At 32.2% G+C, this 17,239-nt stretch carries 12 protein-coding genes and 2 tRNA genes; all 14 read left to right on the top strand.

The window, feature by feature from the left end; translation table 11 throughout:
• Window positions 1-373, top strand: a 373-nt coding sequence (locus tag DEA20_04690; protein HBS48465.1) for a hypothetical protein, incomplete at its 5' end; no start/stop codon positions are given.
• Window positions 374-397: 24 nt separating this feature from the next.
• On the top strand, window positions 398-2,410 hold the full coding sequence (locus tag DEA20_04695) for a hypothetical protein (protein ID HBS48466.1): 2,013 nt from the start codon (window positions 398-400) through the stop codon (window positions 2,408-2,410).
• A 140-nt stretch (window positions 2,411-2,550) separates the two neighbouring features.
• Window positions 2,551-4,242 (top strand): hypothetical protein, encoded by a 1,692-nt coding sequence (locus tag DEA20_04700; protein ID HBS48467.1) that lies wholly within the window; start codon window positions 2,551-2,553, stop codon window positions 4,240-4,242.
• A gap of 36 nt (window positions 4,243-4,278) precedes the next feature.
• On the top strand, window positions 4,279-6,078 hold the full coding sequence (locus DEA20_04705) for a hypothetical protein (protein HBS48468.1): 1,800 nt from the start codon (window positions 4,279-4,281) through the stop codon (window positions 6,076-6,078).
• Between the two features lie 158 nt (window positions 6,079-6,236).
• A complete protein-coding gene (locus DEA20_04710; GenBank protein ID HBS48469.1) occupies window positions 6,237-8,546 on the top strand; it encodes a hypothetical protein in 2,310 nt (769 codons plus the stop codon).
• Between the two features lie 83 nt (window positions 8,547-8,629).
• Window positions 8,630-9,871, top strand: a complete 1,242-nt coding sequence (locus DEA20_04715; protein HBS48470.1) for a serine--tRNA ligase — start codon at window positions 8,630-8,632, stop codon at window positions 9,869-9,871.
• 80 nt (window positions 9,872-9,951) lie between these two features.
• Window positions 9,952-11,139, top strand: a complete 1,188-nt coding sequence (locus tag DEA20_04720) for a hypothetical protein (GenBank protein HBS48471.1) — start codon at window positions 9,952-9,954, stop codon at window positions 11,137-11,139.
• 44 nt (window positions 11,140-11,183) lie between these two features.
• Window positions 11,184-11,645 carry a hypothetical protein gene (locus DEA20_04725; GenBank protein ID HBS48472.1) on the top strand — a complete coding sequence of 154 codons (462 nt, stop codon included), beginning with the start codon at window positions 11,184-11,186 and terminating at the stop codon, window positions 11,643-11,645.
• A gap of 149 nt (window positions 11,646-11,794) precedes the next feature.
• Window positions 11,795-13,252 carry a hypothetical protein gene (locus DEA20_04730; GenBank protein ID HBS48473.1) on the top strand — a complete coding sequence of 486 codons (1,458 nt, stop codon included), beginning with the start codon at window positions 11,795-11,797 and terminating at the stop codon, window positions 13,250-13,252.
• 98 nt (window positions 13,253-13,350) lie between these two features.
• Window positions 13,351-13,435, top strand: a tRNA-Leu gene (locus tag DEA20_04735).
• A gap of 82 nt (window positions 13,436-13,517) precedes the next feature.
• Window positions 13,518-15,119, top strand: coding sequence for a protein translocase subunit SecD (gene secD, locus DEA20_04740; protein HBS48474.1), 1,602 nt, complete (start codon window positions 13,518-13,520; stop codon window positions 15,117-15,119).
• Window positions 15,120-15,136: 17 nt separating this feature from the next.
• A tRNA-Met gene (locus DEA20_04745) sits at window positions 15,137-15,213 on the top strand.
• A gap of 282 nt (window positions 15,214-15,495) precedes the next feature.
• A complete protein-coding gene (locus DEA20_04750; protein ID HBS48475.1) occupies window positions 15,496-16,038 on the top strand; it encodes a hypothetical protein in 543 nt (180 codons plus the stop codon).
• A 205-nt stretch (window positions 16,039-16,243) separates the two neighbouring features.
• The gene (locus DEA20_04755) at window positions 16,244-17,143 is read left to right on the top strand and encodes a hypothetical protein (protein HBS48476.1); all 900 of its coding nucleotides are present in this window, start codon (window positions 16,244-16,246) and stop codon (window positions 17,141-17,143) included.
• The last annotated feature ends 96 nt before the right edge of the window (window positions 17,144-17,239 follow it).

Consider the following 17,239-nt stretch of genomic DNA (forward strand, 5'->3'; position numbering starts at 1 on the left):
AGCAAATGGAGTTTTAGATTCGACAACAAATGGAACAATATCAACAGATGCAGATGCAAATAATCGCGAAATATTCTTTAATAAAAATCAAACATTCAGCAAAATATTGACACTAAATAATAACTTAGTGATTGATGGCGGAAATAAATATTACTTAGATCTAAATCTTTTAGGTCATATTAACGTTGCTGCTGGAAAAACAATCACGCTTCGAAATATTATTTTGAAGAATTTGCATTCTGGATGGTTAACATGGGGCGATTCAAGCTCAACAATAGTCGTTGATAATGTAAAAATTCTTAATAACTCATATTTAGCTCCAGGTGATTATTACCACATCCAGGGAACCTTTAATGTTATTTCTAATCGATAAAATTATTAATTTAGGAGAAAAATAATGACAAGACGTTTATCTATTTTAAGTATCGTCTTATTTTTGATGTTCAGTTTGCTGAAGGCTGATTTGGTTATTGATAATAACTTTCAAGAATATGATATGATTGCAAATGGTTCAGTTACTGTACCAGAAGGTCAAGTAGCAACATTCAGAAATGTGATTGTTGACAGTTTATCTTCGACGAGGCTTGTTGTTTCGCATCCAACATCGCAAGTTATATGGGAAAACGCGACAATAACTCTTGATGGAGATTATACATTTACAAGTGGTTCGCTTATTATCAAAGGCGATTGTGAAATTAAAGCATCAGCTGAAACTTCAGGACTTCGTAATTTTACATTTCAAGGTCATAATATTTTGATTGATGATGATGCAACTTTGAAAGTAAATGGCGTAACATTTGTTGCTAAACCAACAATGGGCAATGTTAATTTATTCGTATTTTCAAATTCCGCATCAACATTATTGCTTGATAACGGTACTTTGAAAGTTGATTATCTTTTAACTTCATCGAACCATCCTATATTTGTTAATGGTCGGTTCATAATTGATGGAAATAGTACGGTTGATAATACATCTTCATCAACAATGTATTCATTGCAACTTGGTAACGGAGCTTATCAACTAGCAGATTGTAAGTTGCAAATTCTTCCTGGTGCAAAATTGAATGTGAAAAATGCAGGAATTATTTTCAAAAATTTAGGTGAAAATAGCTTTGATTTTTCGGGTGGAAGAGGAACCTTGGACATAGATTCTGCAACAAATGGTAAATTTTTATTTGTTCCAAATATAACCTGGCAGGGTGGTTTATCTTATTTTGATTTTTCTACGTTGAATGGTTATTCGCCTGTTATTACTGGAACGATTTCAGGGGTAACGCAACAATTTGCAGGGTTGGGAAGTACGGTAGCTCATATTTCTGAGTCTATTTCTCCAAATGGAAGATTTGTAGCAAGTGGAGTCTATTCAGGAGCTCCTACTTCAGATTATAAATTTTGGATACATGGCCTTGATACCGGTTTAACTTCAACCCAATTGGAAGAAGTTGCTAATACTTGTTATTTAGAATGGTCTCCAACTGGATCTTGGATATCATTTATACGCTCTGGTGCTGCAATAAGGGTTTATCCGGTAAATCATACAGATGGTGGAATTTATGGCCCCGCTATATCAATTGCAAATAACGGTACAGGATATCCTGCATGGTCATTGGATGGAAGGTTTTTAGCAGTTGGTGTACAAAATAACTTAAATGTATATAAATTTGATGGATCTAATTTAACGTTGTTTTCAACAGTGGTTAGTGGAACAAGTGGAGCCGAAGATAATGTTTTTCACGTTTCGTGGTCTCCAAATGGCAAGTATTTAGCTGCTGGTTTAGCTAATTCAAATTATGATGGGACTACAAATCCATATGAGATGCTAAAAGTTTATAGACTTGATGGTACTAATTTAACATTGATAGCAAGTCTTAATTTTGGATCTTTATTGCCTGCCTATAATTCCTCTGGCGGCGTGCATTGGTCACCTGATGGCATATACTTGGCTTCCAATTTATTTGCAGCTCCAGCGCTTGCTACGGATTATACAAAAATATACAAAATGTCAGGAGAAGCCTTTACCGAAAAATCTTCTCTTGATACAACGCCTGCTTATCGTTCATGGAAAAATGATTTTTCTAAAGATTGGAGCTTGTATTTTGAAGTAATTGATGCAGGAGGATTTAATGTTTATAAAACACAAAATGCAGAAGCTGTTTTAAATACGACTCCTGTTCATCAAGCTACAGGTCTTGGAGATGGTACGTTAGCTGTATCTCCGAACGCATATAAGCTGGCATTGGGAGATGAGGCCGCTATTACTGGTGGTAATTTAGCTATTTATAATATTAATTCTTTAACTTCTGATCCCAAAGTAATGTTGTATAATTCAAATATTTATCTGCAACAAGATTTGACTTTGAATAATATTCGTCTTGGAACAACTCCAACTACATGGGTAGCACCGGTATAATTTGATTTGAAAAAATAGGATGCAAAGTTTTTAATTTATTTGATTGCACTTTGCATCCTGATTTTTATAGGATTTAAAAAATTTTAAAAGTACATGATTAATTAGGAGTGTAAATAAATGAAAAAAGAAAGGATGGTAGTATGAAAAGAAAGATACTGCTGCTTTTAATGCTTGTAGGAGCATATTTTTGCAAGCCACTAAAAGCAGATGTGATAATTGACGGAGAAGGTAATTATCTAAACTTGAGCGTGACGTCTTCGCTTTATGTTTCTGAAGCGGAAAGTTTAATTTTGCAAAATATTGTGGTAAACAATCTTCAGGGAACAACAAATACAAACTCACGTCTTGTTATGGAAGGTCTTGGAAGCGATTTGCAATTGCGTGATGCTGTTGTAAATTTGAGTGGTGATTATTCACTTACAACTGGTTCTTTAGAATTTAAAGAAAAAGCTTATTTGCAGGGAATTGGAAAAGTTTTCAGATTTTCTTCGCCGGTAACAAGTACAATCGATGCATATTCAACTTTATATTTTGATCAAGGTATTACAATAAGTTTTACACCTGATTTTGGTGGTATATATTTCACCGATGCAACATCAAAAATACAGAATTTAGACGATTCAAATCTTGCAACTTTGATAACATTGACATTATCTGGTGGTGTAAATCTTACATTGTATGATGATTACGTAGAGCTTCCAGCCGCGGATACTTTATGGATAATTGGAACAACGAACACTATTAAAGTAGAAAACACATTTGTAATTTATGGAACATTAAGCTTTACAGACAGTGCAGAGTTAATTTTCGAATTTGATGATCAAGGTGAAAACCCAATCATTTATTTTAATAATAGTTCTCAAACTCTTCCTGATAACGCCCATTTGATGTTCAAAGGAAATGGAACTGTTGTTTTCCAAGACGGATTCCAAATTATTTTCAGTTCAACAGGCGGTAATGCAAGACCTAAATTTGAATTGAGTGGTAATGCTTCAATGAAGCTAGGCCCTTCGCTTTCAACCCCAAATCCAACAATATCGAAAGTTTATTTCAAGAACAAAGGAATAATAGCAGTCGATGACGGAGCTGAGATTTTAGCTGAGAATAATAGACATTTGTTTATTGGTGGAAATGGTTCAACAACTGATGATTTTAATATTTTGATAGATAGAGAAGGTTCTTTAAAGTCTATTGGCAGATATGGAACCATTTCAATGTATAAAGCAACTTTGAATCTTGATTTTGAGCAAGGTGGTGTTTTGATGGCTTTTGATAATGGAGCTGTCGAAATTAATGCTTTAAATGGTGCTGTTTCAACTGGTGGAAATCTTCAAAATCTAAAATTTGACACAGATGGTTTAATGAACATTCGAACCAATGGAAACTTTATTTTGGGTGAGAATTTAAGTTCTGATAGTCAAATTACCACCAGTATAAATTTCTCTACACAAGGTGGAGATGTTTATGGTGATGGAACTCTCCAGTTTGCGGGACAATCAGCTTTCAGAGGTAAATTGCTGGGTGTTGGTAGAATTTTTGAGGGAACTTTGAGTGCTGAAGAAATTGTTAGAAGAATTGTAAATCAATCTTCAGTATTAAATCAAAGTGCTCAATTTGAAGATCAATCTGGAACTCAAAGACTAAGAATTAAGAATAGTTTTTTCCGCCATATTTCTCCAAGCTCTATTGCTATAACTGGTTATAGCGGAGCTGCTCCAATGAGAGTAGGGGATATTATTTCTGGAGAAAGCGCAAATGATGTTTCAGGAAAAAATACTGTAACAAATAGATCATTTAAATATGATCTTAGTGGAAGAAGATCCGATTATTAAAGTTTAAATAACAAGTTTTTAAAGTGAGAGGATAGCATGAAAATAAAAATACTGTTTTTAGCCGCAGCTTTGGCCCTTGTTTCTCCGACTATGTATGCCGGTGGAGCTGAGCCTGAAAGTCAATCAAAAATAGATAAAAAAGCACAAAAGAAGGCTGAAGAAGCTGCAAGAAAAGCGGAAAAAGAATTAAAGAAATCTAAGCATGAACAAGAACATGCAGCTAAAAAGGCTGAAGAAGCAAGAAAAGAGCAATTGAAAAAAGCTGAAGAGCATGCAAAAAAAGAAGCAGAAAAAGCTAAACATGAGGCAGAAAAGGCTAAAAAGGCAGAAGAAAAAGCTCTTAAAGATCAAGAACATAAAATAAAAGAACAAAAAGAAAAAGAAAAGCGTGAAGCCAAAAAAGCACAACAAAAATTAGATAAAGATGCAAGAAGAGCAGAAGTCAAAGCTGCACAAAAAGCTGAAGATCAAAGAGCAAAAGATAAAAGAGAAAAGGACAAACTTCCTGGTAAATATAGTTTCTTGTACAAACAACCATCATGGAATTTTGAAGCAATGCCTTTCAAGAAGAGCGATTTTGTAGCTTTTGATGGTAAATTCCAATATGCAACCAAAGCTTATAGTTCTTCAGATCACTCACAAGATATAAGCAAATTAGCTTTTGGCCAAGCTCCAATCAGAGTTCAAGATATCTTGCTTGTAAGTAAGCTTGTTTATAACGAAGAAGCTCTTCCTATTTCTGGTGTTGCAACTGATAGTTATCTTCATTATCTTGCAAATCAAGAAATTACATTCAAGGGAGAAATGTCTGAGTGGAGAGGCTCTTTGGATATAGCTCGTCACTTAACAAAAGAAATATCTATAGGTTTTCAAATTCCATTTGTGTCAAGACATCAAAAGGCTGAACTTCAATATAGTATGGATACTGCAACAAAAACAAAATTAGATAGCACAGCTGCAACAAATGATTTCCCCGCAGAATATAATCATAATTTTCAAGCATTTTTAGATGACATATTTGCAGAAAAAGAGATTTATTATAATAAGAGAAATTCAGTAAATGGAATTGGTGATATTTCCATATTCTTCAATTATGATATTAAATCAAAACATCTTGAATATTTTAAAACAGGAATAAAACTTTTATTCCCAACAGCAAGAGACAGAGATATCCATAAATTATGGGATGCAGAACTTGGAAATGGCGGCTTTACAGAACTATCTCCATATATTGCAATGTTGTATGCAAATTGCACATATTTCAATCCTCATGTATTCGCACAAGCAACTTATGGTATGACGGCAAAAGTAGATAGAAGAGTAGCAAAGGTAAGATCTTTTGATGGAAGCGAGGCTCCAAATACAACACTTTCCACTATTGATCAATCAGATATGAATATGCTTGTAATGGCTGATAGAGCTAAAACAAAAGATGATGGAACAGGCGCAACATCTATAACTTTTGATTCTCCAGATTCCGCAACCCGAAGATTTTCAGATCAAACTTTGAGAATAAAATTGCAACCAGGTGCAGCATTGAACTTTAGAATCGGAAACGTATTTGAAAGATTCTGTTGTAAGAAAGGATTCCTTGATATTTTCTATGATTTATATCTTCGCGGAAAAGATCACGTAGGATCTGGTCTTGATACAAATAGTTGGAATGCTTCTAATTTGATCGAAAATACATATCAAGTTTCACATAAAATTTGCTTGAACTTCCAACACCAATTTGACAAACATAACAGACTTGAAATCGGCGGTAAATATACTTTCGCTGGTAGAAATATTGCTCGAATATATGAATTAGATGCAGCATTTAGAGTTGATTTTTAATCTCTAAATTGTTAAATCTTTAAAAGAAGGCTCGCTTATAAAAAGCGGGCCTTCTTTCTTTTTTGAAAATAATTGGAAATTAAAGCTTCTTTTAAGTTATTTTAAAATTTGGAATAGAGAAACATGGGGTTATTTAAATTAAATGAAGGAAGTTTTTTATGAAGCGTTGTTTAGTTTATTTTTTTTTATTTTGTGTGGTGCCTAATTGTTTTTTATTGGGTAATCCTGGCGTAATAGATCTAAAAGTTAATGGGGTGAAAAACTCTTTGGTACAAAATCCTTTTTCAGATTTGGAGTTAATAAGTCAATTGCAATCAGAAAACAAAGATTTTGTTTTAAAAAATATGAAAAGTTATTTGCAGTTTATAGAAGAGCAAAGTTTGAGGATTGAAAAAAAATATTCAAGTTTAAAAGCGAGTTATTTATATCTGAGTCAGATTCAATTATTTCCAGCATCTGAAAAATTTAATTTGATGCGAGATGAGGTTAATTTTTTAAAAAAGGATATAGAAGAATTTAGGGTTTTAAATGAGCGACTTGGAAGTAATGCTAATATTTCACAATTATCTATTATTATTAAAAAACAAAATGAATTGATTTGTAGAATTAATATTCTTTTTGATCAGATGATATTAACAAATTTTATTTTAAATGAACCAGTTTTGAGAAGTCATGTAGTTGCGGTATCAAGAGAACAATTTGATACCTTGCGTTATGAACAAATTTTGAGAGACACTTTTTTTGGGGGGAAATTAGCTTTTAAATTATTATTTTGTTCTGATGAAGAATATCGCTTGTTATCGGAAGAATATTTAAAAAAAGATAATGCTAGTTATTTAAAAGATATAAATAGTTTGTTTTGTTTTTTATTTTATTTATCGCTTTCAAAGGCTAATGGGGTTTTAGCAGAAAATAATGTTTTTATGTTGAAGCATATGTATACATTTCGAATTTTTGATTTTTTAGAAGAATATTGTAGAAGAATCGCGGAGGTAGAGCATAAAAAAAGGGGAGGGATTGTAAAAAATGGAGCTTTAAATTTTTCAGAAAAAATTTTATTTGGACCTTCTGATTATAGAGACGTTTTTTCTATAAATTTAAATGGCGCTCCTTATTTATTTACTGGAAAAGAAAAGCTTTTATTTTTTAGTAATGGTTCTAATGAATTTTATTTTAGATTTGAAAATTTAAAAAATAAAACAAAGCATAGTGTTGATAATCCTATAATTTTGTCAGATTTGGAGTTGCAAGAAGCTTCTTATATTTGGAGTGTTGATAGAGATAGAAAATTTAATATTGATTTATGGCATGTTTTGAAGTTTTGTTTATTTAATGTAAGAGCTCTTGTGAATGCTTGTAATTTTAATGATATAGAAATTTTACAATTAACTGCAACTCGATTAAGGAATATAGCCTTAGATTTTGGTAAAAATATTATTCCTTATTTTCAAGATGGTGTTTTAACAAAAGCCATAGATAGTTTTAAAAAATTTATTGTTAAACAGTTCATAATTGTAGATTTACAAATTTTTAGGATTGATTCATTAGTTTTATTATCTTCATTTGGTCCGGAGCTTGCAAAATTAGAATTTCAAGCTGCTATAAATAGTGGTGTGGCATCCGTAAATAAAGATAGATTAAATAAAGAGTTTAATTTATTGGTAGATTCTTTTAGAGGTATTTCTCGTATAGGGTCAGATTTAAGACCATGGTGTTTATTTGATGATGGTATGAGTGTTGTACAAAATATAATAGGTGAAGTGGAAAAGTTAAAAAATAGAGTTGAATCTTCTCCTCATGATGTTTTGGTTGCAGAATTTTGTGAAAAATTGAAACAAATTTTATTTAATTATTCAGAATTTCTGAAAAATATTGCCAGAATTACTATTTTCGCTGGAGGTGTTTCGACTTTGCAAGGAGAGGGTTTTACTCTTTATCGTAAAGTAAGAATTCAAATAGAGCGGCAGTTTGAAGAATATAAAAAGAAATATATGCAAGATTTTATTGTAAAGCAAAAAGAAAAAATAATTAGAGCTGAAGAGTTTTTGACTATAGATAAATCGGTTAGAAAAGATATTTTAGGTTTGCTTATGAAAAATTTAAAAGGTTCTAGGTTTAAAGATTTGGAGTTTTTTGCATTTGATCGCTATAAAGAAATTTTACATCTTATAGAAGAACTTAAAAAATTATTAAAGTTAGATAGTGAAATAGAACATGAAACTATTTCTAAATCTAGTAATCCTGCCATTTTTTCAATTTTAGATAGACTTGCGGCGCTCGAGTTAGATGCGATATTTTATGTTAGTAGCGAACATTTTTTTTCGATTGAAAATTATCCTATAGCTAAATGTTCAATTGTTAATTTAGAAGAATGTTTAAATAAAGAAAAAAATGGAGTTTTGGCGCCATTTAATTTTGAAGGCTTTTTTTTATATTCCGAAGAGATTAGTGATCGTCTTTTTGTTTGAAGTTTGCGGCTATTTTTTGACCGTGATATAATTTGAAATCTTAATTTAGAAAATGTTTGTTTGTGTATTCTTTAGGAGCCGCAATGATTGATTTATCGCTGCTACGTGAAAACTGTGAAACAATTCGTAGTTTAATTTTGAAAAAAGATCCAAAATTTGATATTTCGCGTCTTATTATTCTTGATGAGCAAGTTCGGGAAATGCGATCTGCTGTAGAAAATTTACGAAAAGATAGAAATGAAATATCCAAATCTGCTAGTGGTGGTTTATCCGAAGAGTTACGCAATCGATCGATTGAAGTTGGTAAAGAATTAAAAATCAAAGAAAAATTGCTTGAAGAACTTGAAGAGGAGTTCAAAAAGCTTGCATTAACGTGCCCTAATATTTTGATGGAAGAAGTGCAAGAAGGTGGCAAAGAAAATAATAAAGCTGTAAAAACTTTTTCGAAAAAACCAAGCTTTGATTTTGAACCCAAAAATCATGTCGAATTAAATAAAACTTTAGATTGGTTTGATTTTGACGCTGCGACCAAAATCGCAGGCGGTAATTTTGTACTTTATAAAAAAGAAGCTGTAAAACTTATTTATGCCCTTACTCAATTGATGTTAAAAAATAATGCAAAACATGGTTTTGAGCCGGTTATTCCTCCTTATCTTGCAACTACAAAATCTCTAACAAATTCAAGCAATTTACCAAAATTTGCAGAAGATGTTTATAGTGTTCCCGCAGATGATCTTTATTTGATTCCAACAGCAGAAGTTAGTTTAACAAATATTCATGCAGATTCTATTCTAAATGTAGAACAACTTCCTTTGCGCTACACAGCTTGGACCGGATGCTTTAGAAGAGAAGCTGGTGGTTATGGGTCGCTTGAGCGCGGTTTAATTCGAATTCATCAGTTTGAAAAAGTTGAGCTTTATTCAATTGTACATCCGCAAAATTCTGCAGCAGAGCTTGATTATATGGTTGAATGTGCAGAAAATATTTTGCAGCAACTTGGGCTACATTATCAAGTATCACTTCTTGCAGCGCAAGATTGTTCTTTTGCTTCTGCAAAAACATATGACATTGAAGTTTGGCTCCCAGGACAGCAAAAATATTATGAAGTTTCTTCGGCAAGTAATTGTACAGATTTTCAAGCAAGACGGGCAGGTATCAGATTTAGAGAATCAGCAACCGCAAAACCGCAACTTGCGCATACTTTGAACACTTCATCGCTTGCGCTTCCAAGATTGATGGTTGCGCTTATGGAAACTTATCAGCAAGAAGATGGAACCATCAAATTCCCTAAGATTTTGCAAGAAATGATGGACAATTTGTGGTAATTTGAAAAATCTGCTTAAATTCAAAGACAAGGCGAGTAATACTTACTCGCCTTTTAAATTTTTAAAGATATAAAAGATATATGTGGAATAGTAAAAAATTACCAAAGTCGATTTACATTCATTATCCTTTTTGCATTCACAAATGCACTTATTGTGACTTTTTATCCTTTGAAAAGCATGATAGTTTTGCGCAGCAGTATCATAATGCTTTGTGTAATGAAATAACTTCTTTCAGTTCTTTATTTACAGATTCACAGGATCATCAAAAAATTAAGACAATCTACATCGGTGGTGGTACTCCAAGCATTTATCCAAAAGATTTGTTTGCAGATATGGTGAAATTGATTGACCAAAAGTTTGATATTTCGAATTTGGAAGAGTTTACGATCGAAGCAAATCCACATGGTTTGACAGAAGATCGAGTAAAGCTATGGAAAGATTTAGGGATAAATAGAGTAAGTTTGGGTGTGCAAATTTTAAATGATCAGGTTTTAGCCGAATATAATAGATTTCAAACTAGAAGTGATGTTTTGCATTCTATCGATATTGTTTCCAAACATTTTGACAATATCACCGTGGATCTTATTTTGGGATTTTCACAAATTTCTCAAAAAGAGTGGATGGCGAATTTACAAGAGGTTGTGACTTGGCCTATAAAGCACATTTCAATATATCTTTTGACAATTTATGAAAATACGCAGCTTTTTTACAAAATAAAAAATAAAGAGTTAGAGCCAAAAAGTGATGAAGAGTTAATAGATACTTTTGAAAAAACAATAGATTTTTTGAAAGCAAATGGTTTTTTACAGTATGAAATTTCAAATTTTGCCAAAAAGGGATTTGAGTCCAAGCATAATTTAGTTTATTGGGACAGAGAGAGTTATGTGGGGTTAGGTTTGGGGGCAGCTTCTTTCGATGGAGAATCTAGATCGACAAATTTGAAGAATTTACAGAAATATTTACAGCTTTATAAAATTCCACTTGATTTTAGATATAAAAATGAGATACCATTCCAATTCTATTCTTTTACCGAAGAATTAGATGAAAAAAAGAAAAAAAATGAAAAAATGATGCTAGGATTGCGGAAAACTTCGGGGGTGGAGTTGCGTGATATGGTATACTTTTTAAGTATGGATGATCAAGCTGTAATGTTAAAGAAAATTAATTTTTTAAAAGAGTTAGGTTTGATTCACCAGCAGGGGCAAAAGATTTCATTAACCTTCAAGGGAATGATGTTAGAAGAAGAGATAATTTTAACTCTTATGTAATTTTTCGTTATAAATTTTTGTTTTGATTAATTTTTAGAGGTTTTATGGCAAAGCATGTTGGGGTTAAATTGCCCGATGATTTATTGGAAGTTTTAAAAAAAGAAAAAACAGTTGCGGTTCTTTCAACATTTTCAGAAAGAGGTCTTCCTCATACAACTCCAATTCAGTGTATTTATCCAAAGGGGCGAGAAAGCTTGCTGATGACCATCCACAAGGAACATGAAGGCTATCACAACTTAGTTTGGCAAAAAAAGGTTATGATTTGCTTTTTGGCTGAAAATAATGTAGCATACAGCATTTTAGGGCGAGCCGGAGTGGTTAGAGCTCCTTCAAAAGTGCATCCATTAATGAATGTTATTCGAATTGATATTATCGATATTAAATGTGATAAATCAATTTTGGGTAGAGTTGATGCAGGTGTGCTTTGGACTTATACATCACTTGAAGCCGAAGAGCTTATGAAATCAATCTTTATGGAATTAAAAGAGCTTGCAGAAGATCTTTAATCTTTAACCAAATAAATTCTTAATTTCCAAATTTATAAAATGAATCAATTTTATAAATTTGGAAATTTTTTTATAAAATTGATTCTGTCGTCTCTTATATTTATACTTTTTGCAATCTATTTGAAACGCTTCAAAAACAAAGGGTTTGTATGAAGGCAATTAAATTTTCTAGATATTTGTTTGTTTTATTTTCATTTTTGTTTCTTTTTGATATTCAATTATTTTCTTTGACTCGAAGAGATTTTCGATTAGTAAGTAAAACTCCGAAAGATGTTTGTATTGATCAATTTGGATATTATCCCAAAAATTCTTTTGTAAAATCGATCTTTGCTCAGTCTGATGTTGAGATACCAAAAAGCTCTCTAGAGAAAAAATTAGAAGAATCAGTTATGGCAAAAGTCGAAGATACGAAAGTGCCGGATTCGACAGTTAATGTGCCAGCTGAAGAAAAAAAAGAAACTCCAAAAGAAAATGGGCCAAAGGTTGAAAATGTTTCATCGCAAAGCGAGCCTCAAGTTGCAATAAAAGAGGAAGATGATAAGGCTGAAGAAGATGATGAGGGCCCAGATACCATGCAACTTTCTGATGAGCAAATTGGATTTCGGGGAAATTGGGTAAAAAAGAGAGAATGGCTAGAACGTACAATAAAACAAAATAAAAAAATTGATATTCTTCTTACGCAAATTGAAGAAAAAAGAGCTCCGATTTGGAAATCTTTTGAATCTGTTCAAGATGAATTTGACAAATTTTATCGTTTTGCAGGAAATGTTGAAAGCCGATTGGAGCTTGAATTTGGTCTAAAAGCTGTTGAAGCAAAAGAGGCGGCAAAGCGTGCTTTGGAACTTGCTAAAGCATCGGTTAAAAATGAAACATGGATGCAAAAAGTTTCTAATAAACTTTGGAATGTTTGGAGCAAAATAAAAAACTTGTTTGTTACTACTTCTAAAGAGTCAAAAAAAGAAATTAAAAAACAAGATCTTGCTCAAAGTGTAACGGATACGACTTTGACTATGAGTCCAACGGAAGCAGCTCCGATTGCAACAAATCAAGAAGCTGCAAAAAAAGAAGAAGAGAAAAAACAAGAACCAAGCGAATTAGATCAATTTAGAAATAATCTGAAAATCATAAAAGATTTTGATGATGCTATTGTTAAGCGATTTGAAAAGTTGGATGAAGAGTTTTCGATCATTGTTAATGAAGTAAAGCGAGCAAAGTCTTTGCAAAATGAAATGTGGGATATGATCGATGATATGAAGGCGCGTGCAAATTTTTATGAAATAAAAGTAATCACAAAAAAGGTAAGAAGTATAAAAGAATATATTGAGGGTGACTTTATTTCAGATTTTGATTCTGTTGTTGAGAATTCTCGAAAACGTATGGAAAAGATCAAAGAAAGAGTTGCTACATTAGAGCAAGATGGTATCATTCCTAAAAGTGAAGAGTTTTCAAGCTTTATTGAGAAAAAATTAAATTTGATGGATACGCCAACTGTAAGTTCATCGATGGATTCGACTTCAACTGATAAAGCGGAAATAAATGCAAAAAAAATTGTTAAAAAAGAGGAAAAATCTTTCTGGCGCCATTGGTTCGGCTGGCTTGGATTTTGAATCAAAATTTAGCCTAAAATAGAAGTTGCAAATGATAAGTAGATATGTTAAATTTTCGCATGTTACTTTTCTTTGAAAATAATTAATAGATATATGATGCCGAGGTGGTGAAATTGGTAGACACACCGCTTTAAGGGGGCGGCGGAGAAATCTGTAAGGGTTCGAGTCCCTTCCTCGGCACCATCAGCAAGTAACTGTTAATGTTTAAATTCTGTAATTAAAAATACATTCTTTGCAAAGAGTGATAGATGCTCGGGAGATATATATGAGTGGTAATGCGAAAAAAATGATTATAGCTAAAAATTTAATGTGGCTTGCATTGTTTGGTGTTGGTTCTTGGTATTTGTTTCCAAAATTATTTAAATCTGATGCGCCAAACAAGCTTGAAATGTCCAGATTAAAACTTGGAATTGATTTGCAAGGTGGAACTTACATCACTTTGGGAGTTGATATCAACAAAGCCGTAGAAAATCGATTGCTTTCTGAAGGCAAATATATTGAAAATTCCTTTAAAAATAAAAATCTAGGCACTCTTCCCGTAAAACAAGAAATCAAAGATTCAAATTTGGTTTTTACTTTTCCAGATGAATCTGCAGCCGCAGCTTTTTACAACTATCTTAAAAAAGAAGCTTTATCTCTAAAAACTTCACAAAGCGGCAATTTAGTTTATTCATCATTAAATCCAGCTGAAGATGCAAAAATTAGAAATGATTCTGTAGATCAAGCTGTTCATATAATTGATAATCGATTAAACAGTTTGGGAGTTGAAGGAATTGTTGTTATGCGTCATGGCGCAAATCAAGTAGTTGTACAAATTCCTGGAGTTGATGATCCTCAAAGAGTTAAAGATCTTATTACTCGTAGAGCGCATCTAGAATTCAAAATAGTTCAACAAGAAGCTTCTTCAAAAGAAGAAATTTTAGACAAATTTGATGGTGAGCTTCCTGTTGATAAAACTTTAGTTGCTGAAGTTTCAAAAGAAACAGGTGAAGAAGGCGAAGTTGCTTCAAGATGGTATCTTGTATCAGCGTTTCCTGATTTAACAGGTGATCATATTATTGACGCAAGAGTCAAGCCTGGTGAATATGGTGAACCTGAAGTAGCATTTAAATTTGATAGATCTGGCGGAAAAATATTCAAGGAAGTTACCGGAAATAATGTTGGTAAAAGACTTGCAATTATTATTGACGGAGTTGTTCAAACAGCACCAGGTATTCAAACGGCAATTGGATCTGATGGTAGAATAACTGGTCGATATACATATGAAACAGCAAATGATTTGGCAATTGTGCTTAGAACCGGTTCTTTCCAAGCTCCTGTAACATATCAAGAAGAACGTCGAATTGGACCTTCTCTTGGACAAGATTCGATTAATAAAGGTTTGTGGTCAACGTTACTTGGTTTATTTTTAGTTTTCTTATTCAGTGTTTTTTATTATAAAGTTGCTGGTTTACTTGCATCACTTACTCTTGTGGTTAACCTATTTCTTGTATTGTTATTTTTGTCATATTTCAAAGCGACATTAACTCTTCCTGGTATTGCAGGTTTAGCGTTGACGATAGGAATGGCAATAGACGTTTCGGTGTTGATATTTGAAAAAATTAAAGAAGAAATGAGAGAGGGTACTTCGTTTAGAAAGGCTGTAAGCGATGGATTCAGCGGAACTCTAGCAGTTATATTGGATTCAAACATTACATCATTTTTGACCGGTTTAGTACTATTTTACTACGGCGGACCAAGTATCAGAGGTTTTGCGGTTGTTTTGATGGTCGGTATTGTAGCAACATTGCTTGCTGGAATATTTTTTATGAGATCAGTATTTGAATTAATACTTGATGTCTTTAATTTTAAAAAGATTAGTGTATAATTAGTTAAATAAAATTTGGCGACATAGCTCAGTTGGTTAGAGCGGCGGAATCATAATCCGTAGGTCCGGGGTTCGAGTCCCTGTGTCGCCACCAAGATAAAAGGCTTAGAAAAATTTTCTAAGCCTTTTTTATTTGCTTCAAATATAAAAATCTAAAAATATAGCTAAATTAATTTTTAAAATTTTAAAATCAATTGTTTAATTATGAGTTTTAACATGTTTCATAAAAGGCCGCCTAATGACTTTTGAATTAGAATTGAGGTTTTATTTTAGCTTTAAAAATTAAATTTTGATAAGTTGCTTGACTTAAAGAAATGGTTTTTGTTTTAGTTGAACAAGGTAAAGTATCTGTTTAATTTACTTGGGAGAAAATGATATGAAAAAATATATTCTTTTATTAATGAGCGGGTTGTTACTAAGCAATAGTCTTTCTGCGTCTGCTTTGAGCCGAACTGATTGGGTAAAAAAAGCTGAATCACTAAGTGAAAAAAACAAAAAGAGTCTAGCTCTGCAGCCTTCACATGCAGAAAAAAATTTGAGCGGGTCCGATTTGAGCGAAGCCGATCTCATAGGAGCCTATTTGGATGATAATACCAATTTTAGTAAAGCTAACATGCGAGGGATCCAATTGATAGGCGCTCATTTGAAATATGCCAATTTTAGCAAGGCCAATTTGAGTGAAGGAAATTCGTACTTTGCCTATTGCTTTGGAGCCGATTTTAGTGGCGCCGATTTGACTAATGCCAACTTAAGTAATGCGGATTTGAGTGAAGCAAATTTTGAGAATGCCAATATGAAGAATACTAATTTACTTGGATCTCATATGAACAGTAAGACTAATTTTCGTGAAGCAACAAACATGAGCAAAGAACAAAAGGATTATGCTCAGTCTAAAGGTGCTTCGAATGTTCCTAAATAATCTCATAATTTTATTAATTAACTAAAGAAGAAGGCCTGTTTTTACGCAGGCCTTCTTCTTTTTATATTCTAACTCAATTATTAGTCTTATCCTTGTGTTGATGCAGAATAAACGTGAGCCAAAATTTTTTAAAAATAAATTTATTTTTAACAGAAGTTTCTATGTCTAACTCACGTTAATTAATACTTTTTTTAAAGGAAAGTGTATGAAAAAATTATTACTATTTTCGTTTTTATTTTTAATATTTTCTTGTTCAACTTCTCATAAACAAATAAAAGAGATTGAAACAATAAAAAAGGCAGAGAAAGCTTTAGAATTAGCAAATCAAGATACCCTTGTCGTATTTGACGTAGACCATACTTTGATTAAACCAACCAGTAAGCTATTGGATATTATCTGGCGTCCGGAAGCATTTTCAAAGAGCGATCAAAAATTTGCACATAATCTTATTATGGAACTTGCAAAAGAATCGTACAAAGTAAAATCTCCACAATTTAAAGATTCGATTGGTAGTAAGATGGAGTTGAAATCCAAATTTGAACTAATTGAACAAGATCTGCCGGTTGTGATAAAAAATTTACAGCAAAGAGGTGTAAAGGTAATTGCTTTAACTGGTATACCATGTGGAGAGTATGGGGTTATAAAAAGTCAGCAGGAATGGCGTTACAACCATTTAAAAGAGCAATTTGGTATGGATTTTAATTATAGTTTTACAAACTTAAAAGAAAAATCATTTATGGATTTAAATCCATATCGTGAGGCGCATCCCAAATTTTATAAAGGTATTTTGTTTGCTTCTTTTAACAACAAAGGGATTGTTTTGAAAAAGTTTTTAGAATATGCACAATGGATGCCCAAAAAAATTATTATTTTTGATGATCGCAAACCAAATATTCAAGATATAATAAATACTTTTTTAGACCAGCATATAGATATGGAAGGTTTTTGGTATCAAGCATTTTTGACTTCGCATCCAAAGCTGGACAAAGATATTGTACCGTTTCAAATGAAATATATTCACGATCATGGTGATTTTATAAACGATGAAGAAGCGCAAAAAATTCTTAATTTGAATAAACAATCAAAAGAAATTTTAGCATATTAATTCGCTATTTTTTTATATTCATAAATAATTTGTTAAAATTTTAACATGCTATAAAAATAGACCTCTTTTGAAACTATTTTTNNAAAAATAGTTTCA

This window comes from Candidatus Dependentiae bacterium, assembly GCA_003511165.1.
Classification (GTDB): domain Bacteria; phylum Babelota; class Babeliae; order Babelales; family UBA12411; genus UBA12411.